Source organism: Psychrobacillus sp. NPDC096389 (assembly GCF_044762855.1).
In the GTDB taxonomy this organism is placed as follows: Bacteria; Bacillota; Bacilli; order Bacillales_A; family Planococcaceae; genus Psychrobacillus.
The window spans coordinates 1,117,848-1,141,076 of record NZ_JBIWFB010000001.1; the positions used below are offsets into that span (position 1 = coordinate 1,117,848).

The window sequence follows — 23,229 nt, forward strand, 5'->3', positions numbered from 1 at the left end:
ACAAATGAAAATTTCCATTGATGCAATGGGTGGAGATAATGCCCCGCATGAAATTGTAAAAGGTGTATATGAAGCGCTACAAGCTTTTGATGATATTGAAATCCAGTTATACGGGGATGAACAAAAGCTAGCTTCTCTCCTTACAGCACATGAACGATTAACAGTGATCCATACAGATGAGGTAATCTCTGGGACGGATGAACCAGTCCGCGCTATTCGAAGAAAGAAAAACTCTTCCTTAGTTAAAATGGCTGAATCTGTGAAAAACGGTGAATCAGATGCATGTGTTTCGGCTGGAAATACAGGGGCTTTGATGGCTGCTGGTTTATTTGTTGTTGGACGTATTGATCAAGTAGATCGACCGGCTTTAGCACCGACATTACCCACGCTTGATGGCCAAGGATTTGTCATGCTCGATTTAGGGGCGAATTCAGACGCAAAGCCGGAGCACTTAGAGCAGTTCGCAGTTATGGGGAGTGTCTATGCTGAAAAAGTACGTGGCATTGCAAATCCTCGTGTTGGGCTATTAAATATCGGTACAGAAGATATTAAAGGAAACGAGCTAACAAAAGCTGCTTTCGAATTATTGAAAAATGCACCGATTAACTTTATTGGCAATGTGGAGTCTCGCGATTTATTAAATGGTGTTGCGGATGTTGTAGTAACAGATGGTTTTACAGGTAATATGGTGTTGAAAACAATTGAAGGTACTGCATCAAGTATTTTTACATTGCTAAAAGAAGCGTTTAATACTTCTACAAAAACAAAACTCTCCGCTTTATTAGTAAAAGACCAGCTTCGTGGATTGAAAAACAAGTTGGACTACACAGAGTATGGCGGGGCTGGATTATTTGGCTTAAAAGCACCTGTTATTAAAGCGCATGGCTCATCCAATGCGAACGCTATTTTCCATGCAATCCGTCAAGCAAGAACAATGGTGGAGTACGATGTGTGTGGAATTATTCAAAGTACGTTACGAAAGGAATTATCCAATGACTAAAATTGCATTTATTTTTCCAGGACAAGGTTCCCAATCGGTTGGGATGGGGCAAGAACTGATCGAAACAAATGAAGAAAGTAAAAAGTATTACGATCAAGCAGATGAAGTGTTAGGATTTTCTTTATCGAACATTATGTTACAAGGTCCTGCGGAGGAATTGACAAAAACATACAATGCACAACCTGCTTTGCTTACGACTAGTACAATGGTGGCAAAACAATTGCTTGCCGCAGGAATTTCACCTGATTATACGGCTGGTCACAGTTTAGGTGAGTATTCCGCACTTGTTGCATCAGGTGTACTAAGCTTTGAAGATGCTGTTTTATTAGTGCATAAAAGAGGTCTTTTTATGAATGAAGCAGTACCTGCTGGTGAAGGGGCAATGGCTGCTATTTTAGGGTTAGATAAAGAGTCCTTAATCGAAGTAACGAAAGAAGTATCTGCAAATGGTGAAACTGTGCAAGTAGCTAACTTAAACTGCCCTGGTCAAATCGTTATTTCTGGAACTGCAGCTGGAGTGGAAGAAGCTTCTGTAAAAGCAAAAGAAGCTGGTGCCAAAAGAGCAATTCCTCTAGTAGTTAGCGGACCGTTCCATTCGGAGTTAATGCGACCAGCAGCAGCTAAATTAGATGCTGCCATTTCTTCGATTGATTTAAAAGAAGCAGACACACCAGTTATATCGAATGTAACAGCACTTCCGGTAACTGAAAGTGCGACTATTAAAAACTTATTAGTGGAGCAGCTTTATTCACCTGTTCGATGGGAAGAATCAGTCGGGAAAATGATCGAACTAGGCGTAACTACATTTATCGAATGTGGACCAGGTAAAGTACTCAGTGGATTAGTGAAAAAAATCGATCGTTCTGTTACTACTTATTGCGTACATGATGAGGAATCATTGCATCAAGTAATAGACTTGTTAGGAGGGAATAAAAATGGGTAAATTAGACGGGAAATCAGCAATCGTAACAGGTGCATCTCGCGGGATTGGAAAAGATATAGCCTTATATCTTTCAAAAGAAGGTGCAAAAGTTGCGGTGAATTATAGTGGAAGCAAGGAAAAAGCAGAAGCAGTAGTAGAAGAAATTAAAGCACTTGGTGGCGAAGCATTTGCGTTTCAAGCAAATGTCGATCAGTCAGAAGATATTAAAGAATTGGTGAGTGCTACATTAGAACAATTCGGATCCATTGACATTTTAGTAAATAATGCAGGTATAACCCGTGATAATTTACTGATGCGTATGAAAGAACAGGAATGGGATGATGTACTTAATACGAATTTAAAAGGTGTGTTCCTGTGTACAAAAGCTGTCACAAGACAAATGATGAAACAACGTGCTGGTCGTATTATTAATATTACATCCATCGTTGGTGTATCTGGAAATCCAGGACAAGCGAATTATGTAGCGGCAAAAGCGGGTGTTATTGGATTAACTAAAACATCAGCATTAGAACTTGCAAGTCGTAATATTACAGTGAACTCGGTTGCTCCAGGATTTATCACAACCGATATGACAGACGCGCTTCCAGAAGAAGTAAAATCACAAATGCTAAGTCAAATCCCGCTTGCTAAGTTCGGTAACACCGAAGATATTGCAAAAGCAGTTGCTTTTTTAGCGTCGGATGATGCAAACTATATTACTGGGCAAACACTACATGTAAATGGTGGAATGTTCATGTAATCTCCTCTTTCATTAGCAGGGATAATTTTGTATAATCATTGAGGGGAGGTGACTAATGTGTCAACAGTATTAGAACGCGTAACAAAAGTAATCGTTGATCGTCTAGGTGTAGACGAGAGCGAAGTGAAACTAGAAGCATCTTTCCGTGATGATCTAGGTGCTGACTCCCTAGATGTAGTTGAATTAGTAATGGAACTGGAAGATGAGTTCGATATGGAAATTTCAGATGAAGATGCTGAAAACATTTCAACTGTAGGTAGTGCAGTTAGCTATATTGAAAGTAAACAAAGCTAATGACAAATAGCGAAAAGAGACGTCCTACTTATTCCAAGTGAATAAGGGCAGGGCGTCTCTATTTCTTTTTGCACAATGCTTTATAAACAGGTAAACTTAAAAGCATACATGACAAAGCGAAAAAAGTGAGGAAGGCAGATTATTCATGAAAGTAAATCGTAAAAATAATCATACAAGAAAAACAGTATTCTCTGAAAATGTCAAAGAAAAGTTTGAGCAATTTCAGCAACATTTTCAAATTCATTTTAATAATCCAGCACTATTGTATCAAGCCTTTACCCATTCATCCTATGTGAATGAGCATCGACGGAAATTTTTTGCCGATAATGAACGCTTAGAATTTCTTGGTGACGCCGTGCTAGAGTTATCCGTTTCTCAATATTTGTTTCAGCAATATACGATGATGAGTGAGGGAGAGTTAACAAAGCTCCGTGCAGCAATCGTTTGTGAGCCTTCGCTCGTGTTATTTGCCAATGAGTTAGATTTTGGTCAATATGTATTGCTTGGAAAAGGAGAAGAGCTAACAGGCGGACGAGAAAGACCAGCATTACTTGCGGACGTTTTTGAAGCGTTTGTAGGTGCATTATACTTGGATCAGGGATTAGACGAAGTCGTCTCCTTTCTAGAAAAAATTGTTTTTCCGAAAATAGAGCTCGGTGCTTTTTCGCATGTGATGGATTATAAAAGTCAGTTACAAGAAGTTATTCAACAACATAATAATGGGACACTTAGCTATGAAATTGTAGAGGAAACAGGACCTGCACATAATCGCACGTTTGTTTCGCGCGTCCTACTAAATGCAAAAGAATTAGGAATAGGAAAAGGTCGTTCTAAAAAAGAAGCAGAGCAACAGGCGGCAAGACTTGCAATACTTGCAATAAAGGATCAAGAACAGGGGGAATAATAATTGTTCCTTAAAAGATTGGAAATTATTGGTTTTAAATCATTTGCAGATCGAATTGGCATAGATTTTGTACCCGGTGTTACAGCGGTTGTCGGTCCAAATGGTAGTGGGAAAAGTAATGTAACGGATGCAATACGATGGGTATTAGGAGAACAATCCGCTAAATCACTTCGTGGTGCGAAAATGGAAGATGTTATTTTTGCGGGAAGTGATTCTAGAAAAGCGTTAAACTTTGCAGAAGTTACATTAATACTGGATAACTCGGATAACTTAATTCCGCTTGATTTTGCAGAAATTAATGTTACTAGAAGGGTTTTCAGGTCTGGTGATAGCGAATATTTATTGAACAAACAAACATGTAGATTAAAGGATATTACGGACTTGTTTATGGATTCTGGTCTTGGAAAAGAAGCTTTTTCGATTATTTCCCAAGGTCGTGTCGATGAAATTTTAAATAGTCGTCCGGAAGATAGAAGAACTATTTTTGAAGAAACTGCTGGAGTACTAAAATACAAACAGCGAAAAAAGAAAGCTGAATTTAAACTAATCGAGACGGACGATAATTTGAACCGTGTTTTAGATATATTGCATGAATTAGACGGTCGTATGGAGCCTTTGCAAATTCAGTCTTCTCTTGCATCCGATTATTTGAGAATGTCCGAAGAGCTAAAAGGTATTGAGATTGCTGTAATTGCACATGATTTACGATTATATGTTCAAGAAAACGCTACATTACATAGTAAATTACAAGCAATGGAAGAAACAAAAAAAGCACTTTTAGAACAAATTCATACGATGGAAACTTCTGTCCAAAAAGACCGCAAAACAATGACTCAGATAGATGAAAAGTTAGATTCGGAACAAAGTGAATTGGTAGAGACAAGTTCTGAATTAGAACGTTTAGAAGGTCGCAAGCTTTTACTTGCAGAAAAGCAACATAATGCAAGTCAGCAAATTTCACAACTAAGAAATACACTACAAGAAGAACAAGAAAGACTTATTTCTTTTGAGCAACAATTAAAAGAAAATAATATTTCCAAATCAGAAAAACAAATTCTGTTAAAAGAGCTTCGTGCTAAAAAGCATCAAATCGATCTTGTATTAAGTAAATCGGCTTCAGAAGTAGAAGACGAAATAGAAGAGTTAAAAAGCACTTATATCGATTTGTTAAACGAAGAAGCAACGATGAAAAATGAAATGAAGCATATGGAGCAGCAATTGCATTTTGAACATGTTTCTTCGGAAAAAATGATTGAAGACTACCGTGACATAAAAGAAGAGCTTGAAAAACTGACGTCCCGTAAACAAGAACTAGACAAATTGCTAGCAACTTGCCAAAAAGAATTAGAACAAAAACTACGAGACTATGCACAGAAACGGGAAACATCGGAACGTTTAGAAACAACATTTGAAGATCAACAAACGATGCTACAAAAAGCGTATCAAATGAAACATCAAATGCAAGCTAGAAAAGATTCATTAGAAGAGTTGGAGTCCGAGTTCTCCGGATTTTTCCAAGGAGTAAAAGAAATATTAAAAGCAAGAGATAAAAAAGAATTACAAGGTATTCATGGGGCAGTAGCAGAACTAATCCAAATACCACATGAGTACATGAATGCAATCGATACGGCTATTGGCCAACAATCCCAGCATATTATTACCGATACGAGCCAAGATGCCCGCAAGGCGATTGAATGGTTAAAAAAGAAAAGGGTTGGTAGAGCAACATTTTTACCGCTCCAAGTCATGAAATCCCGTAAATTAAACGAGCATACACTAGCTTCGATTAGTGAGCACCCATCATATGTCAATACAGCGGATAAGCTTGTCAATTACAGTGATGGCTATCAAATTATTGTGGAAAACTTACTTGGAAATATTATTATTGCAAAAGACTTAAAAGGTGCCAATGAAATGGCGTCTCGTTTGCAATATAAATTCCGATTTGTCACGTTGGATGGAGACGTTGTAAATGCGGGCGGTTCCCTCACTGGTGGATCTGTTAAACAGCAATCTTCACTGTTTACTCGAAAAGCGGAGCTGGACCAATTAAATGACAAGCTAATTGAACTAGAAAAGTCTGTTTACCAAGCGGAAAAAGCTGTTTCTTCTAGAAAACAAGAAGTGCAGCAGTTAAAAATTGAGTTGGAGGAAACTCGACTTGCTGGTGAAACATTACGAGGAGAAGAGCATAGACTGCTTTCTGAAACGAGAGAATGTGCAGCCATCATTTCCCGACTGACCCATCAATTACTAGAGTACGATGAGGAAAAAACGGAAAAAAATCATTTGCAAGAGAACCTAGTGCGTAAAAAAGAACAAACAGCGGTAAGAAATGCGGAGATTAAGGAATCATTAGCTACCATTACGCAAACGATTGATCAACTCCAATTGTTGAAACAACAATCCATTGAGGAAAAAGACAAGTTTCAAAATGAGCTTGGGGAGCTATTATCCCAAATTGCTGTCGTAAACGAACAAGTTTCTCAGCAAGAAAAAGAAAAAGTTCAGCTAGAAAGCTCTATTTTAACGAGTACCCAAAAAGTGGCCACATTACAAAAAGAAATTGCCTGGTATGAAAATGATGAACAAGGTGGTACTACTGCGGAAGAACTGGTGGTACTGATTGGTCAACTGAAAGACAAAAAAGATCATTTAGTGGAACAAATTCAAGCGGCTAAAACAAATAGGCTGGACCTTGTTCACCAAATAAGTAAATTGGAACACGCGTTAAAAGAAGTACAAAATGAGGCAAATCTTCATACAAATGTAGAGCGAGATTTGGAAATCAAGTTAAGCAAGTTAGAAGTAGAGATGCATACTTTACAAAAACATTTAGAAGAAACATATGACATGACTCTAGAAGAAGCAGAGCGTGATTATCCATTTACGCTGGAAGAAGATTCGGCTCGTAAGAAAGTGAAGCTACTGAAACTTTCTATTGAGGAATTAGGACCGATTAATTTAGGGTCTATTCAAGAATTCGAGCAAGTGAGTGAACGCCATGCATTTCTGACCGAACAAAGAGAAGATTTGCTATCTGCACAAGAAACATTGCATGAAGTGATTAAAGAGATGGACGAAGAGATGACAATTCGTTTTGAAACGACTTTCCATGATATACAGAAGCATTTTAAAGTAGTGTTCCGCGAATTGTTCGGTGGTGGTCAGGCTGATTTAATACTCACAGATCCGACTTCTTTGTTGGATACAGGTATTGATATAATCGCACAGCCTCCAGGAAAGAAATTGCAAAACCTTTCCTTGTTATCAGGTGGGGAGCGCGCGCTTACAGCGATTGCGTTGCTGTTTGCAATTCTTCACACAAGACCAGTTCCATTTTGTATTCTGGATGAAGTAGAAGCGGCGCTAGACGAAGCAAATGTCACGCGTTATAGTGAGTATTTGAAGAAGTTTAGTCACAATACGCAATTTATCGTTATCACACATAGAAAAGGTACGATGGAAGGCGCGGATGTGTTGTATGGTATTACAATGCAAGAGTCCGGAATTTCAAAATTAGTTTCTGTTAAACTAGAAGAACAATTAGTGACGTAAAGGAGTTTAGTTGAATGAGTTTTTTTAAAAAGTTAAAAGAGAAAATGCTTGGTACAACGGAAGAAGTCCAAGAGACGGTTACGATTACGAATAAGTTTAAAGAAGGATTAGCTAAAACGAGAAACCAGTTTACCTCTAAAGTAAATGATTTAGTCGCAAAGTACCGCAAAGTAGATGAAGAGTTTTTCGAAGAACTAGAAGAAATTTTACTACAAGCAGACGTTGGTTTTGAAACGGTAGACGAGCTTATGGAGGCATTACGTTTTGAAGTACAGCGTAAAAATATAAAAGATACTGCAGGGATCCAGTCAGTAATTTCTGAAAAGCTAGTTGAAATTTATGAAGCAGGCGATGAAAATATAACAGATTTGCAACTGGAAGAAGAGGAATTATCTGTTATTTTATTTGTCGGAGTAAATGGTGTAGGGAAAACAACTACAATCGGAAAACTTGCGCATCGTCTAAAAGGTGAGGGCAAAAAAGTAATGCTTGCTGCAGGAGACACATTCCGTGCAGGAGCAATTGACCAACTGCAAGTTTGGGGCGACCGAGTAGGTGTGGAAGTGATCAAACAAGCAGAAGGTTCAGATCCTGCTGCAGTTATGTATGATGCCATTAGAGCAGCGAAAACAAGAAATGCAGATGTATTAATATGCGATACTGCTGGTCGACTTCAAAACAAAGTAAACTTAATGAATGAATTAGAAAAAATTCATCGCGTTATTTCTCGGGAAATACCGGACGCTCCACATGAAGTATTATTGGCATTAGACGCTACTACCGGGCAAAATGCATTAGTGCAAGCACAAACGTTTAAAGAAGCAACAAATGTTACAGGTATTGTATTAACGAAGTTAGATGGCACGGCAAAAGGTGGTATCGTATTAGCGATTCGCACGAAGTTGCATATACCAGTAAAATTCGTTGGTCTGGGGGAACAAATGGATGACTTGCAACCATTTGATGCTGAGAAATATGTATATGGACTTTTCGCAGAAGGCTTAGAGCATGAAAGTGAAAATGAAGAAGACAAGTAAAAATACTTGACAGTTGTATTTTCTATTACTAAACTAGAGAAAGACCATTCAAAATGGTAGGGAGAGATGGGTATGATTGAAAAAACAACGCGTATGAATTTTCTCTTCGATTTTTACCAGGCTTTATTAACCGATAAACAAAGAAGCTATATGCAGCTTTATTATTTAGATGATTTATCACTTGGAGAAATAGCAGAAGAATATGATATTTCGAGACAAGCAGTTTATGATAATATTCGGCGAACAGAGGCAATGTTAGAAGAATATGAAGAAAAGCTAAATCTGTTCACGAAATTTGAGAAGCGGCAAGAAACGATTGACCAGCTACTGCTAGCAGTAAAGGAACAATCATCTGAACAAACACTGATTCAACTCATTAATCAATTAAAAGAATGGGATTAGGAGGCGGCATGCATGGCATTTGAAGGATTAGCTGAGCGACTCCAAGGGACGCTTCAGAAAATCAAAGGCAAAGGAAAAGTTTCTGAAGCTGACGTAAAAGAAATGATGAAAGACGTAAGACGTGCGTTAATTGAAGCGGACGTTAACTTAAAAGTAGTAAAAGAATTTGTCAAAAATGTATCCGAACGAGCAGTTGGTCAAGAAGTGATGAAAAGTTTAACTCCTGGCCAACATGTTATCAAAATCGTTAAAGATGAACTAACGGAGTTAATGGGTGGGGAGCAAAGTCAAATTTCTTTTGCGACAAGACCACCGACTGTCATTATGATGGTTGGACTTCAAGGTGCAGGTAAAACAACGACTACTGGAAAACTAGCGAATGTACTGCGTAAAAAGTACAATAAAAAGCCTTTACTTGTTGCTGCCGATATTTATCGTCCAGCGGCAGTAAAACAGCTAGAAACGCTCGGTAAACAGTTATCTTTGCCAGTCTTTGCATTAGGGACAGATATTTCTCCTGTGGAAATTGTCAAACAGGCACTAGAGCATGCAAAAGAAGAGCATCATGATGTCGTAATTGTCGATACAGCAGGTCGTCTTCATATTGACGAAACGCTTATGCAAGAGTTAAAAGATATTCGTGCGATTAAAGAACCGGATGAAATCTTCTTAGTTGTCGATGCGATGACAGGGCAAGACGCAGTCAATGTCGCGAATAATTTTAACGAAACAATCGGAATTACAGGTGTTGTTTTAACAAAACTGGATGGCGATACTCGTGGTGGGGCAGCTTTATCTATTCGCTCTGTCACCCAAAAACCGATAAAATTTGTCGGAATGGGCGAAAAAATGGATGCATTAGAAGCTTTCCATCCAGAACGTATGGCTTCCCGTATTTTAGGTATGGGAGATATGATGTCTCTTATCGAAAAAGCCCAAGCAAATGTAGATGAAGAAAAAGCGAAGGAATTGGAAGAAAAATTCCGTACGCAATCTTTTACATTTGATGATTTCTTAGAGCAAATTGGTCAAATGAAACAAATGGGACCATTAGAAGAAATTTTGAAGATGCTTCCAGGGGCCGGGAAGATTAAAGGGTTAGAAAATGCAAAAATCGATGAAAAACAAATGGATCGTATAGAAGCGATCATTTATTCGATGAATAAGCAAGAAAAAACGACCCCTGAAATTATTAACGGTCCAAGAAAAAAACGAATTGCAAAAGGATCTGGAACGTCTATTCAAGACGTGAATCGATTGTTGAAACAATTTGAAGACATGAAAAAAATGATGAAACAAATGACCAACATGCAACAAAAAGGGAAGAAAAAGATGAAAATGCCAGGCCTAGACTCGCTTTTCAAATAAATTTTCTCGAAAAAAATTAGGGTGTTAAGAAAAAACACTTTACAAACAAATAAAAGCTTGATAATATACTATCTTGTGTGAAACTATTCGGAGGTGCAATAAAAATGGCAGTTAAAATTCGTTTAAAACGTATGGGAGCAAAAAAATCTCCTTTCTATCGTATTGTAGTAGCAGACGCTCGCGCTCCACGTGATGGCCGTCAAATTGAAACAGTAGGTACTTACAACCCACTTACTAAACCAGCAGAAGTTAAAATTAACGAAGAATTAGCGTTAAAATGGCTTCAAGACGGTGCGAAACCATCTGATACAGTACGTAACTTGTTCTCAGAACAAGGAATTATGGAAAAATTCCATAACGCAAAACTCGGCAAATAATCGGAGGGGACAATGTGAAGCAGCTGATCCAAGCAATCGTTAAACCATTAGTTGATTATCCTGATAAAGTTCAAGTTGAAGAAGAGGAGCATGTAAACCGTATAGTTTATAAACTTTCTGTTCATCCTGAAGATATGGGAAAAGTAATTGGCAAACAAGGGCGAGTAGCGAAAGCCATTCGTACTATTGTTTACTCAGCAGCAGGCAGTCACCAAAAGAAAAAAACATATGTCGATATTCAAGATTAAGGGAGAACACTTTGTTCTTCCTTTTTTGATAGGAGGTTATTATAGATGGAATGGTTTAATGTTGGTAAAATTGTAAATACGCATGGTATTTGGGGAGAAGTTCGCGTTATTTCTACAACTGACTTTGCAGATGAACGATATGAGGTAGGTAGCGAACTAGGTCTTTTTAAAGCAGATGGTTCTAAACCGATTATTGTTAAAGTGGCTAGTCATCGTAAGCATAAAAACTTTGATTTATTAACATTTGAAGGATATACATTATTAAAAGATGTGGAAGTTTTCCGGGATGCGGTATTAAAAGTATCGGAAAAGTATCTTTCTGATTTAGAAGATAATGAATTTTATTACCACGAGATTATCGGTTGTTCCGTTGAATCTTTAGAAGGTGAAGTAATTGGAACTGTTACGGAAATCATTCAAACCGGCGCAAATGACGTTTGGGCAGTTCAACCTGTAAAAGGGAAAACGCATTATATTCCGTATATCGAAGACGTTGTTAAAACGGTTGATATTGCCAGCAAAAAAATCACGATTGATGTGCTGGATGGTTTGTTATCATGATGAACATTCATATTCTTTCGCTTTTTCCAGAAATGTTTACGGGGGTATTTAATTCCTCCATTTTGAAAAAGGCGCAGGAAAAAGAGGAAGTTGCGATTAATGTAGTCAACTTTCGAGATTTTTCCGGCAACAAACATCATCAAGTGGATGATTATCCATATGGTGGCGGAGCTGGTATGGTGTTGAAGCCAGAACCTATTTTTAATGCGGTAGAATCGCTTATTACGGATTCGGAACATAAACGTCGTGTTATTCTTCTTTGTCCCCAAGGAGAGCGATTTACGCAACAAAAAGCAGAGGAACTTGCGAAAGAAGAAGAACTAATTTTCATTTGTGGTCATTATGAAGGCTATGACGAACGCATCAGAGAACATTTAGTGACAGACGAGATTTCTATCGGAGATTTTGTTTTGACAGGTGGAGAGTTGGCGGCAATGACTGTTGTTGACAGTGTTGTGAGACTTTTACCGAATGTACTTGGAAAAGCGGAATCACATGAACAGGATTCTTTTTCGACTGGACTATTAGAGCATCCGCATTATACTCGCCCAGTAGAATATCGCGGCTATAAAGTACCGGATGTTTTATTGTCAGGAAATCATGCAGCCATTGAAAAATGGAGAAAAGAGCAGTCATTAAAACGAACGGTTGAAAGAAGACCTGATTTGTTAGAAACGGCTGAATTGACTGAAGCAGATAAAGAGATTATTCGTGTGTTAAAAAAATAACATAAATAAATTATTAAACTGTTGCACCTATGAACTTGTTATGATATATTCTATTATGTACTTTTATGTAAAGTACGGATTTTGGGTGTTCCGCTGCAACAGCTAATGTGTGTAAGAGCATTCTAGAGAAGGAGAGAAAATGATGCAAAACATTATTTCAGAAATCACTAAAGAACAATTACGTACAGATCTTCCTACTTTCCGTCCTGGTGACACTGTTCGTGTACACGTTAAGGTAGTAGAGGGAACTCGTGAACGTATCCAAATGTACGAAGGTGTTGTAATTAAACGTCGTGGTGGCGGAATTAGCGAAACTTTCACAGTTCGTAAAATTTCTTCTGGCGTTGGTGTTGAACGTACATTCCCTGTACACACACCAAAAATTGCAAACTTAGAAGTTGTTCGTCGTGGTAAAGTTCGTCGTGCTAAATTGTACTACTTACGTGAACTACGTGGTAAAGCAGCTCGTATTAAAGAACGTCGCTAATAGTAAAAGTAAATGTTGTAGTGAAGGTGATGCCACTTTTGCTACAACATTTTTTCTTTTTTCAAAAGAAATGTTGTCATACCTTTTGCTTGAAACTAATTTTCCTTGTACAATATAAGGAGTGAATAAAGGAGGCAAATTGATGGAACAAGTAAAAAAGGAAAAGAATGAATTATGGGAGTGGTCAAAGGCACTTTTAATCGCTTTTGGACTAGCGGCAATAATTCGTTTCTTTTTATTTACACCAATCGTAGTAGACGGAGAATCCATGATGCCTACTTTAAAAAATGGGGATCGAATGGTTGTTAACAAAATTGGCTATATGGTTGGCAAACCAGATCGTTACGATATAGTAGTATTTCATGCGCCAGAACAAAAAAATTATATTAAACGTGTGATTGGTCTACCTGGCGATCATGTAGAGTTTAAAAATGACCAGTTATTAATTAACGGAAAAGCATTACCAGAACCATATTTAGAACAGTATAAAAGTGAAATTAGTGAAGGAACGCTTACAGGTGACTTCACTTTAGAAGAGACTCCAGCACAAGTGAATGTAATCCCTGACGGATATATATTTGTAATGGGAGATAATCGTCTATATAGTAAAGATAGCCGACATATCGGTCTTATTGCGATCGACGAAGTGATTGGAAGCACGAACTTCGTATTTTGGCCAATGGATGATATTGGTTTTGTAAAGTAAAGAAGGTGGAACGAAATGACGATTCAATGGTTTCCTGGTCATATGGCCAAAGCAAGAAGAGAAGTAACGGAAAACTTAAAACTAGTCGACATTATATTTGAGTTAATAGATGCACGTTTGCCGTTGTCTTCCCGAAATCCGATGATTGATGAAGTAGTTCATCAAAAAACAAGATTACTCATTTTAAACAAAATGGATATGGCGGATGAAGCACAGACGAGAAAATGGATAGCTTATTTTGAGTCAAAAGGGCACCCTGCTGTTGCGATAAACTCTTTAGAAGGAAAAGGATTACAAACTGTTTTCAAAGCCGCTAAAGAGCTTTTAAAGCCGAAATGGGACCGTATGAAAGAGCGAGGCATTAAACCTCGTGCAATTCGTGCAATGATTGTTGGCATTCCGAATGTAGGAAAGTCTACACTCATTAACCGATTTGCCAAGAAGAACATTGCGAGAACTGGTAATACGCCGGGCGTGACCAAAAGACAACAGTGGATCAAAGTAGAAAAGGAAATAGAATTACTCGATACGCCGGGTATTCTTTGGCCAAAGTTTGAAGATCAACAAGTTGGATATAAATTGGCGCTCACTGGTGCAATAAAAGATGCAGTGATCAACATGGAAGACTTGGCTGTATATGGGCTTCGTTTTCTACAAGAACATTATCCAAAGCGTATGGAAGAACGTTATCAGCTAACAGAGGTCGGTGAAGACCTAGTAGAAACGTTTGACCATATTGGAAAGCTACGGAGATGTTACGCGGGCGGTGGCGAAATTGATTATGATCAAGTCGCTGAATTAATCGTTCGAGACGTTCGTAATCTGCATCTTGGTAAATTGACCTTTGATTTTGTAGAAGAATATTAATGTGAAAATATACCCTTTTTGCCATACGGTAAAGAGGGTTTTCTCTTGCTTTCAGACATAATAAACTTTGTGAAATGGGGACAGTTTAGGGATAATGCGTCGTAGTGACCGCTATGATTTTCGCTGCAGTCGTACGCTTTCCGCCGGGCGAGCGATGAGCCATCCCCGCCGCTTGCGCGTACGTTGGGATTGCTCATTAGCCCACTCATCCGACTGGAGTCGACGCCTGTAGCGAAAATCAATAGAATTTGTTTACTTATTTAGCATCGACTCATTAAAAAAAAATTTTATATAGGTTTTTGGACTAAGAGAATCCAGTAAATGGCTTAGGATAGCCATTCGGTCATTGATAGTAATCAATTCTATTCCAAAAGCAATCAAATCAACATGAGAGCAACCAAATTGCTGGTGAAAGTAACCAATTCTTAAAATAACAAGTTGACTTGAGGCGAGAGGACCAGGAATTGGCCGCATTATTTATAAACGTTGCGCAAATGGTCGATAATGTTGCGAGTTTGAAGGAGAATGTTGCGCGAATGCCATACAATGTTGCGAGTAACGCCTGTAACGTTGCGTATTTTTTTATTGGATAATCTTCTTTAAAACGCATTATCCCTACAATCTGAAATATAGATTCAAACGTTAGAAAAGAAAGTATGCAAGCATTTTTAAATTAATTGATAAAATAACCGATACATAATAATAAGCAAGAGAAAGTAGATGTGAATATGTTAAGTTTGAAAGAAATAAAAGAAAGATTAGAGCATGCAACCGGTGCGGAAACCTGGTTCAAAGAGCTAGAAGCCGATACCAGAGTAGGTGCGCAAAAATTAATAAACGGTTGGACAAGAAACCAGCAAAAATTACTACTAGAAAAACAAGCCCATGAAGAAAAAATATTATTCGATCGCAGCTTTTGTACAAACGAACAAGATTTAGTAGCTGGAGTGGACGAAGCAGGCAGGGGACCATTGGCAGGACCAGTAGTAACAGCCGCTGTTATATTAGATACATATGCAGAAGAACTGATTGGCTTAAACGATTCTAAGCAACTTTCCAAAGCGAAGCGAAAAGAATTAGCGTTGAAAATAAAAAAAAATGCGATCAGTTATTTCATTCATTTTCAATCGGTCGAAAAGATTGATGAGCTGAATATTTACGAAGCAACAAAGCAATCCATGACAGAAGCTGTCGCCAATTTATCTACACAACCTTCTGTAGTGCTTGTAGATGCAATGAAACTGCCCATTAATATAAAAACACACTCTATTATCAAAGGAGATGCGCAAAGTTTAGCGATAGCTGCAGCATCTATACTTGCTAAAACAGCTCGAGATGAGTATATGGATCAATTGCACGAAGCATTTCCGGCATATTTGTTCAATAAACATGCAGGATATGGAACGAAAGACCATATAGAAATGATTAATAAATATGGACCTACCGAACATCATCGAAAAACGTTTGAACCTATCAAGTCCATTTTAAAAAAATGAGGTGAGTATATGACTTCCACATCTTTTTCAGCTATTGGGGCACAGTCATCCCAGACGACCAATACAAGTAAACAGATGCCAATGAAAGAGGGGCAAGTTGTACACGGAACTATAAAAAAACTATATCCCAATCAAACGGCAGAAGTGCAAATTGGCAATCAAAAAGTCATTGCAAAATTAGAAACGCCTTTAAAAGCAGGAGACGCCCATTTTTTTCAAGTATCGAAAGCATCTCCAGACGTGCAATTAAAAGTAGTGACTGGTCCATTAGCGGGAGGCAATACAATTGCTCAACAAGCGACCCAATTATTACAGGCGATGAATTTAACGAAAACGAGTGAAATGCTTGCGGTAACTCAGTTTTTCTTAAAAGAGCAATTGCCTATTTCGAAAGAGATATTAGTACAAGCGGAGCAATTATTAAAACAATTACCACCAGGAGTCCAGGTGAAGGCTGCGCTGGAAGGTATTCAAAAAATGATCGAATTAAAGCTACCTCTTACACCAAATCTTTTGGAAACAATGTTAAGTGGGAAATCCACAAGTGGGATGCAATCAGCTATCGAAAGCTTTAAATTAGCATTACAGCAAGATTCGACTATTTCACCAAATGTTAAAAATGATCTGCTGCAAAATTTACAAAAAATATCAGAGCCTTTTCGCTTACCGGTAGCAGGTGCAATTGTTGGAAAGCAAATAGAAAATCTTCAAAACAAACAAACAAATATTTCAACGAAGTTACCTATTTTACAAGCATTAAAGGAAACGGGAATTTTACCGGCAGCGGCTTCTTTGTCGAACCCGACTCCTCTGTCTAGTCAACCTGCTTTGCCAAATTCAGCTGGACAATGGATGGCACAATTCGTACAAGCCCCTCCAACTGAAAAAGGAGCAATTGTAGAACAACTACGAAACTGGATAAATACGCAGCCTTTATTGACTACTGGGCAAAAAGAGCAATTGTTATCTTTGGTGAAAGAAAACAGCCAAGCTCAAACAATACAAAACGTACTTGTTAAAGTATTTGCGGAACAAAGCGGGCAGGCTATTTTCCGAGAAGATACAAATGGTTTAACTGCTAAAGAACATTTAGTCACTCTACTTGGAAAAGGGCAGACGGTGGAAACAGTTAACCAGACATTACAACAAATAAATACGATGATTAAAAGTAGTTCCAATAGTTTTTTTGCTCCACAGCTGATCACCGAGTCGGAGCAAGCTGCATTAAACCAATTGGACGGAAAAGCTTTTGAACATGCGATGAAAGAAGTGTTGAAATCACTTGGATTTAATTATGAAGCAAAACTTGGTAGCGAAAGTCAGGACTTGAGGCAAGTAGCGTTACAGTTAAAGCCACAGTTAGTAGAATTATTACAAAATCAGGCCATCTCGACATCTGTTAGAGAGGGAGCAGAAACGTTACTAAATCGAATGAATGGCTTGCAAATTTTGTCGGGAGAAAATGGTCTGCAGCATCAACTGCTAATGCAAGTACCATTAGAGTTTCTTGGAAAGAAAATGGATGCAACACTCGAGTGGAATGGCAGGATGAAAGAAGACGGTAAAATAGATTCTGATTTTGCGAGAATTATGTTTTATTTAAAGTTAGAAACATTAGACGAAACGGTTGTCGATATGCAAGTACAAAATAGAATCGTGACGATTACCGTATATAATAATGATGCGCAGTTGCAGCAGCTTGCCAATACATTTAAATCCGCTTTAAAAGAAGGGTTATTATCAGTTGGCTATACTTTATCTGGTGTGTTTACGAAAACTTTCGAAGAACAACAACTTGCATCGAAAGTTCTGCCAAAAGTAGCTTCGAAAGAAATACAAGGAGTAGATATACGCATATGACAGAAGAGAAACAAATCCGAAAAGAAGCAATTGCTTTAACGTATAAACCTGGAGTTGTAGATGCGCCGACAGTAGTAGCAAAAGGAAAAGGAAAAATCGCTGAAAATATATTAGCGCAAGCAAAAGAACATGATGTACCTATCCAACAAGATGCAAGTTTAGTAGGACTTTTAGGTCAGCTTGATATTAATCAATCGATCCCAGAAGAGTTATATCAAGCGGTCGCTGAGGTGTTTGCATTTATTTATAAAGTGGATCAAGAAAAAGGGAAAAACAATCTGCCGCTCTAATTCTATCAATTTAAAATCCGAATATTTGCTAAATTGTTTAAATACTAGACTTTTGTGGACAAGTTGTGACAGTTTTAATACAATGAATAAGGTAGTAAATTACTTGACACAAGTTTGATTGGAGGATGCAAGATGAATATCCATGAATATCAAGGGAAACAACTCCTCAGACAATATGGCGTAGCAGTTTCAAACGGAATTGTCGCTTTTTCACCTGAAGAGGCTGTAAAAGCTGCAAAAGAGTTAGGCTCAAGCGTTATTGTTGTAAAAGCTCAAATCCACGCAGGTGGTCGTGGTAAAGCTGGTGGGGTAAAAATCGCAAAAAGTTTAGATGAGGTACGCGAATACGCCAAGGAACTTTTAGGAAAAGTGTTAGTAACACACCAAACTGGTCCAGAAGGTAAAGAAATTAAGCGTTTACTTATCGAAGAAGGTAGCGATATCAAGAAAGAGTATTATGTAGGTTTAGTACTAGACCGTGCAACTTCTCGTGTAACATTAATGGGCTCTGAAGAGGGCGGTATGGACATCGAGGAAGTAGCTGCAAATACACCAGAAAAGCTTTTCTATGAAGAGATTGATCCTGTTGTAGGTTTAACGGGCTTCCAAGCTCGCCGCATGGCTTTTAATATGAACATTCCAGCAAAGCTTGTTAACAAAGCAGCTAAATTTATGCTTGGCTTATACCAAGTATATAAAGAAAAAGATGCTTCTATCGTTGAGATTAACCCGCTAGTAGTAACAGCGGATGACAACGTATTAGCACTTGATGCAAAATTTAACTTCGACGCAAACGCTTTATATCGCCATAGCGATATTTTAGAAATGCGCGATTTTGATGAAGAAGATCCAAAAGAAATCGAAGCTTCAAAATATGACTTAAGCTATATTTCATTAGATGGAAATATTGGTTGTATGGTTAACGGAGCAGGACTTGCAATGGCTACAATGGATACGATTAGCTATTACGGCGGTTCACCCGCAAACTTCCTGGACGTTGGGGGCGGTGCTACAGCTGAAAAAGTTACAGAAGCTTTCAAAATCATCCTTTCTGATGCAAACGTAAAAGGTATTTTCGTTAATATCTTCGGTGGTATTATGAAATGTGACGTAATCGCAGAAGGTGTTATTATCGCTGCGAAAGAAGTAGGACTTGCTGTGCCATTAGTAGTTCGTTTAGAAGGAACAAATGTCGACTTAGGTAAAAAATTATTAAATGAATCAGGTTTAAATATAATCGCTGCTGACTCAATGGCAGACGGTGCTCAAAAAATCGTTAATCTTGTAGGATAAGAAAGGCAGGGACATATTGTGGGCGTATATATTAATAAAGATACGAAAGTAATCGTTCAAGGAATTACGGGCTCAACTGCTCTTTTCCATACAAAACAAATGCTTGAATACGGCACTAAAATCGTTGCTGGGGTAACACCTGGTAAAGGTGGTACAGAAGTAGAAGGCGTTCCAGTTTTCAATACAGTTGAAGACGCTGTAAAAGCTACTGGTGCAAACGTTTCTGTAATCTATGTGCCAGCTCCATTTGCTGCGGATGCGATTATGGAAGCAGTAGATGCAGAGTTAGATATGACAATCTGTATTACAGAACATATTCCAGTACTTGACATGGTAAACGTTAAACGTTACATGGAAGGAAAGAAAACTCGTTTAGTAGGACCAAACTGCCCGGGTGTTATCACAGCAGGTGAATGTAAAATTGGTATTATGCCAGGATATATTCATACAAAAGGTCATGTAGGCGTTGTATCACGTTCTGGTACCCTTACGTATGAAGCGGTTCATCAGTTAACACAAGCTGGTATCGGTCAAACGACAGCTGTAGGTATTGGTGGAGACCCTGTAAACGGTACTAACTTTATCGATGCTTTAACGGCATTCAATGAAGATGAAGAAACGTATGCAGTGGTAATGATTGGTGAAATCGGTGGTACTGCAGAAGAAGAAGCAGCAGCATGGATTAAAGCAAACATGAAAAAACCGGTAGTAGGATTTATTGGCGGTCAAACTGCTCCTGAAGGTAAACGTATGGGACATGCTGGAGCAATTATCTCTGGCGGTCAAGGTACAGCTGAAGGGAAAATCCAAGCGATGAAAGATGCAGGAATGAAAGTTGCTGCAACTCCATCGGTAATTGGTGAAACTTTAATCGAAGCGATTAAAGAAGCAGGTCTTTACGACGCTTGTAAAACACATTAATATAGTAGTACGGCGCATCTTTTCGGTGTTGCCGTACTATTTTTTGTAGGAGGGAAGCAATGAAAGATGAACTTTTCGTCAATCGATTTTTAGCTTTACATTATGTTCTCCCGGTACCATTAAACAAACTAAAACCTCTACTTGAGTATGATCCCCAATTAGCTCAAATAGACAAGATGCAACCTCAAAAGCTCGCCAGTTTATGCAAAATATCGCAGGAGAGAGCGATTAATTTGCAGCAAATGTACCGAAAATTTGTGGAAATCCCACTTCTACAAATGTATGAAAAACATACCATATCCCCTATCTTTTATACTAATCCCAATTACCCATCGAATCTATTAAACTTACATGATCCGCCAGCAATATTATATGTAAAAGGTAATGTAAATTTACTTCAAATTAATAAAAAGCTTGCAATTATTGGGTCCAGAGAAGCATCCGAATATTCGAAAAGCAGTATTGAAAAAATTTTGCCTCCATTAATACAAGAAGACTTTGTCATTGTAAGCGGACTAGCGAAAGGTGCAGATACGTTAGCACATGAAATAACGATGAAATATGGAGGAAAAACAATAGCTGTATTAGGTACTGGCTTTTTTCATCTATATCCAAAACAAAATGTAGAGTTAGCACATAAAATGGCGAAAACTCAGTTATTAGTAACGGAATATCCTCCGTATATAACACCAAAAAAGTGGAATTTCCCTATGCGTAACCGAATTATTAGCGGATTGTCGCAAGGTGTCGTTATTACAGAAGCCAAAGCAAAAAGTGGTACAGTTTCGACAATGGAACATGCACTTGAAAATGGCAAAGAAATATTTGCGATTCCCGGATCTATCTTTTCCCCTCTTTCTGTAGGTCCGCATCTCCTTATACAAGAAGGGGCCAAGCCTGTTTGGGATGGTCATCAAATACTAGAAGAATTACTAAAATAACAACCGAATAAAATAATAAAAAATGAAATGTCTTGCATTTCTTGAGAAACTGTTATACATTTTGCAACAGGTATTTGTTTTGTAGATTAAAGCGAGTTACCTTCTATAAGGAGGCACATTTATGTCGGATTATTTAGTTATAGTAGAATCGCCAGCAAAAGCAAAAACGATTGAGCGATACCTTGGAAAAAAATATAAAGTAAAAGCATCGGTCGGTCATGTTCGTGATTTACCTAGGAGTCAAATGGGTGTAGATGTGGAGCATGACTATGAACCAAAATATATTACAATACGAGGAAAAGGTCCCGTATTGCAAGATTTAAAAAAAGCAGCCAAAAAAGCGAAGAAAGTTTATCTCGCAGCTGACCCCGACAGAGAAGGAGAGGCTATTGCATGGCATTTAGCTAACTCATTAAATGTTGATATTGAATCTGATTGTCGCGTTGTATTTAACGAAATTACAAAAGATGCTATTCTAGAATCTTTTAAGCATCCTAGACCCATTAATATGGATTTAGTAGATGCTCAACAAGCAAGAAGGATTTTGGATCGCCTCGTTGGTTACAATATTAGTCCTATACTATGGAAGAAAGTGAAAAAAGGTCTTTCAGCAGGTCGTGTTCAATCTGTAGCACTTCGTTTGATCATTGACCGTGAAAACGAAATTAATAACTTTGTCCCGGAAGAGTATTGGACAATCGAAGGGGAATTCGAAAAAGATAAAAAAGCATTTGATGCACTCTACTTTGGAAACGAAAAAGAAAAAGTAAAACTATCCAATGAAAGTGATGTTAAAGCAGTATTAAAAGTTATGAAAGGCAAAAAGTTTGAAGTAACGAATGTTGTGAAAAAAGAACGCAAAAGAAATCCAGCCCCTTCTTTTACTACGTCATCTCTTCAACAAGAAGCCGCTCGCAAGCTAAACTTTAGAGCTAGAAAAACGATGATGCTTGCACAACAATTATACGAAGGTATTGATCTTGGCAAAAAAGAAGGTACTGTAGGTTTAATTACTTACATGCGAACAGACTCTACTCGTATATCAGACACTGCGAAAGCGGATGCACAGGAGTTCATTACACAGGAATATGGAACTGATTTCATTGCAACGAAAAAAGCGGAAAAGCAATCGAAAAAAGCCCAAGATGCACATGAAGCAGTTCGTCCTACAAGTGTATTAAGAACACCAAATGAGTTGAAAGCAATCTTGTCCCGTGACTTATTTAGATTGTACAAACTAATATGGGAACGATTTATCGCTAGTCAAATGGCCCCGGCGATTTTAGATACAGTTGCAGTAGACTTGAAAAACGGAGATGCGGTATTTCGTGCAAATGGTTCCCAAATAAAATTTCCAGGTTTTATGAAAGTGTATGTGGAAGGTTCGGATGATCAAACAGATGATAAAGACAAACTATTACCTGTTTTAGCAGTTGGAGATAAAGTGAGTGCACTTTCTATCGAACCAAAGCAACATTTTACACAACCGCCTCCAAGATATTCGGAAGCAAGACTAGTAAAAACACTAGAAGAGTTAGGTATAGGTAGACCTTCAACATATGCACCTACACTTGATACAATTCAAAAGAGGGGATATGTTGCATTAGAAACGAAACGTTTCGTGCCTACCGAGCTTGGAACGATTGTTCATCAACTCGTGTTAGAATTTTTCCCGAACATTTTGGATATTGAATTTACCGTTCAAATGGAACAAGATCTGGATAGTATAGAAGAAGGGCAAGTGAAATGGGTAGAAGTAATCGATGGTTTCTACCAAGACTTTGCCAAACACGTAGAGCATGCAGATGCTGAAATGGAGAAAATCGTCATCAAAGATGAGCCAACTGGAGAAGACTGCGAAAATTGTGGTTCTCCAATGGTATATAAATTAGGACGTTATGGTAAGTTTATGGCTTGTAGCAATTTTCCGGATTGTCGAAATACAAAAGCGATCATAAAAGAAATTGGTGTGCCATGTCCGTCATGTGAAGAAGGGCAAATCGTAGAACGAAAAAGTAAAACAAAACGATTGTTTTACGGCTGCAACCAGTATCCAACATGTGAATTTGTTTCATGGGACAAGCCAATCAATCGACCATGTCCTAAATGTAATGCTATGCTAGTAGAGAAGAAATTGAAAAAAGGTATACAAATACAATGTGTTTCTTGCGATTATAAAGAAGATCCACAGAGTTAAGAGAAAGAAGGA

Annotated in this window: 23 protein-coding genes; all 23 read left to right on the plus strand. The window is 38.1% G+C overall.

All coding sequences use genetic code 11. The features are described 5' to 3' along the window. Positions 1–4: 4 nt before the first annotated feature. The 23 genes from plsX (at position 5) to topA (ending at position 23,217) form a co-directional block, all read left to right on the plus strand. Entirely contained in the window at positions 5–1,000 is a 996-nt protein-coding gene (gene plsX, locus ACIQ38_RS05250) for a phosphate acyltransferase PlsX (protein ID WP_402818975.1), read from the plus strand. Then, complete coding sequence (gene fabD, locus ACIQ38_RS05255; protein WP_402818978.1) at positions 993–1,943, plus strand: ACP S-malonyltransferase; 951 nt, start codon at positions 993–995, stop codon at positions 1,941–1,943. The genes plsX and fabD overlap by 8 nt, the downstream gene beginning before the upstream one ends. Then, complete coding sequence (gene fabG, locus ACIQ38_RS05260) at positions 1,936–2,682, plus strand: 3-oxoacyl-[acyl-carrier-protein] reductase (protein WP_402818981.1); 747 nt, start codon at positions 1,936–1,938, stop codon at positions 2,680–2,682. The genes fabD and fabG overlap by 8 nt, the downstream gene beginning before the upstream one ends. A gap of 57 nt (positions 2,683–2,739) precedes the next feature. After that, positions 2,740–2,976, plus strand: a complete 237-nt coding sequence (acpP, locus tag ACIQ38_RS05265) for an acyl carrier protein (RefSeq protein WP_142537734.1) — start codon at positions 2,740–2,742, stop codon at positions 2,974–2,976. Positions 2,977–3,121: 145 nt separating this feature from the next. Then, positions 3,122–3,880 (plus strand): ribonuclease III, encoded by a 759-nt coding sequence (gene rnc / locus ACIQ38_RS05270; protein WP_402818984.1) that lies wholly within the window; start codon positions 3,122–3,124, stop codon positions 3,878–3,880. A gap of 3 nt (positions 3,881–3,883) precedes the next feature. Next, on the plus strand, positions 3,884–7,438 hold the full coding sequence (gene smc, locus ACIQ38_RS05275; protein WP_402818986.1) for a chromosome segregation protein SMC: 3,555 nt from the start codon (positions 3,884–3,886) through the stop codon (positions 7,436–7,438). A gap of 14 nt (positions 7,439–7,452) precedes the next feature. Continuing rightward, positions 7,453–8,475, plus strand: coding sequence for a signal recognition particle-docking protein FtsY (gene ftsY / locus ACIQ38_RS05280; protein WP_402818989.1), 1,023 nt, complete (start codon positions 7,453–7,455; stop codon positions 8,473–8,475). Between the two features lie 72 nt (positions 8,476–8,547). Then, a complete protein-coding gene (locus tag ACIQ38_RS05285) occupies positions 8,548–8,877 on the plus strand; it encodes a putative DNA-binding protein (RefSeq protein ID WP_402818992.1) in 330 nt (109 codons plus the stop codon). A gap of 12 nt (positions 8,878–8,889) precedes the next feature. Next, complete coding sequence (ffh, locus tag ACIQ38_RS05290) at positions 8,890–10,245, plus strand: signal recognition particle protein (RefSeq protein WP_402818995.1); 1,356 nt, start codon at positions 8,890–8,892, stop codon at positions 10,243–10,245. A 104-nt stretch (positions 10,246–10,349) separates the two neighbouring features. Continuing rightward, entirely contained in the window at positions 10,350–10,622 is a 273-nt protein-coding gene (gene rpsP, locus ACIQ38_RS05295) for a 30S ribosomal protein S16 (RefSeq protein WP_402818998.1), read from the plus strand. A 14-nt stretch (positions 10,623–10,636) separates the two neighbouring features. Next, the gene (locus ACIQ38_RS05300) at positions 10,637–10,870 is read left to right on the plus strand and encodes a KH domain-containing protein (RefSeq protein ID WP_402819001.1); all 234 of its coding nucleotides are present in this window, start codon (positions 10,637–10,639) and stop codon (positions 10,868–10,870) included. Between the two features lie 45 nt (positions 10,871–10,915). Continuing rightward, entirely contained in the window at positions 10,916–11,431 is a 516-nt protein-coding gene (gene rimM / locus ACIQ38_RS05305) for a ribosome maturation factor RimM (RefSeq protein WP_402819004.1), read from the plus strand. After that, positions 11,431–12,159 (plus strand): tRNA (guanosine(37)-N1)-methyltransferase TrmD, encoded by a 729-nt coding sequence (gene trmD / locus ACIQ38_RS05310; protein WP_402819623.1) that lies wholly within the window; start codon positions 11,431–11,433, stop codon positions 12,157–12,159. The genes rimM and trmD overlap by 1 nt, the downstream gene beginning before the upstream one ends. 142 nt (positions 12,160–12,301) lie before the next feature. Next, positions 12,302–12,646 (plus strand): 50S ribosomal protein L19, encoded by a 345-nt coding sequence (gene rplS, locus ACIQ38_RS05315; protein ID WP_402819007.1) that lies wholly within the window; start codon positions 12,302–12,304, stop codon positions 12,644–12,646. A gap of 142 nt (positions 12,647–12,788) precedes the next feature. After that, entirely contained in the window at positions 12,789–13,352 is a 564-nt protein-coding gene (gene lepB / locus ACIQ38_RS05320) for a signal peptidase I (RefSeq protein ID WP_402819010.1), read from the plus strand. A 15-nt stretch (positions 13,353–13,367) separates the two neighbouring features. Next, positions 13,368–14,219 (plus strand): ribosome biogenesis GTPase YlqF, encoded by an 852-nt coding sequence (gene ylqF, locus ACIQ38_RS05325; protein WP_402819013.1) that lies wholly within the window; start codon positions 13,368–13,370, stop codon positions 14,217–14,219. 728 nt (positions 14,220–14,947) lie between these two features. Beyond that, on the plus strand, positions 14,948–15,715 hold the full coding sequence (locus ACIQ38_RS05330; RefSeq protein ID WP_402819626.1) for a ribonuclease HII: 768 nt from the start codon (positions 14,948–14,950) through the stop codon (positions 15,713–15,715). A gap of 9 nt (positions 15,716–15,724) precedes the next feature. Next, positions 15,725–17,575, plus strand: coding sequence for a hypothetical protein (locus ACIQ38_RS05335; protein ID WP_402819015.1), 1,851 nt, complete (start codon positions 15,725–15,727; stop codon positions 17,573–17,575). After that, positions 17,572–17,865, plus strand: a complete 294-nt coding sequence (locus ACIQ38_RS05340; RefSeq protein ID WP_402819017.1) for an EscU/YscU/HrcU family type III secretion system export apparatus switch protein — start codon at positions 17,572–17,574, stop codon at positions 17,863–17,865. Before ACIQ38_RS05335 ends, ACIQ38_RS05340 begins: the two co-directional genes overlap by 4 nt. Before the next feature lie 132 nt (positions 17,866–17,997). After that, positions 17,998–19,158, plus strand: coding sequence for an ADP-forming succinate--CoA ligase subunit beta (sucC, locus tag ACIQ38_RS05345; RefSeq protein WP_402819020.1), 1,161 nt, complete (start codon positions 17,998–18,000; stop codon positions 19,156–19,158). A gap of 18 nt (positions 19,159–19,176) precedes the next feature. Next, entirely contained in the window at positions 19,177–20,079 is a 903-nt protein-coding gene (sucD, locus tag ACIQ38_RS05350; protein ID WP_402819023.1) for a succinate--CoA ligase subunit alpha, read from the plus strand. Positions 20,080–20,138: 59 nt separating this feature from the next. Further along, on the plus strand, positions 20,139–21,020 hold the full coding sequence (gene dprA / locus ACIQ38_RS05355; RefSeq protein ID WP_402819026.1) for a DNA-processing protein DprA: 882 nt from the start codon (positions 20,139–20,141) through the stop codon (positions 21,018–21,020). Between the two features lie 121 nt (positions 21,021–21,141). Next, positions 21,142–23,217: a type I DNA topoisomerase gene (topA, locus tag ACIQ38_RS05360; RefSeq protein ID WP_402819029.1), complete on the plus strand. Its 2,076-nt coding sequence runs from the start codon at positions 21,142–21,144 to the stop codon at positions 23,215–23,217. The last annotated feature ends 12 nt before the right edge of the window (positions 23,218–23,229 follow it).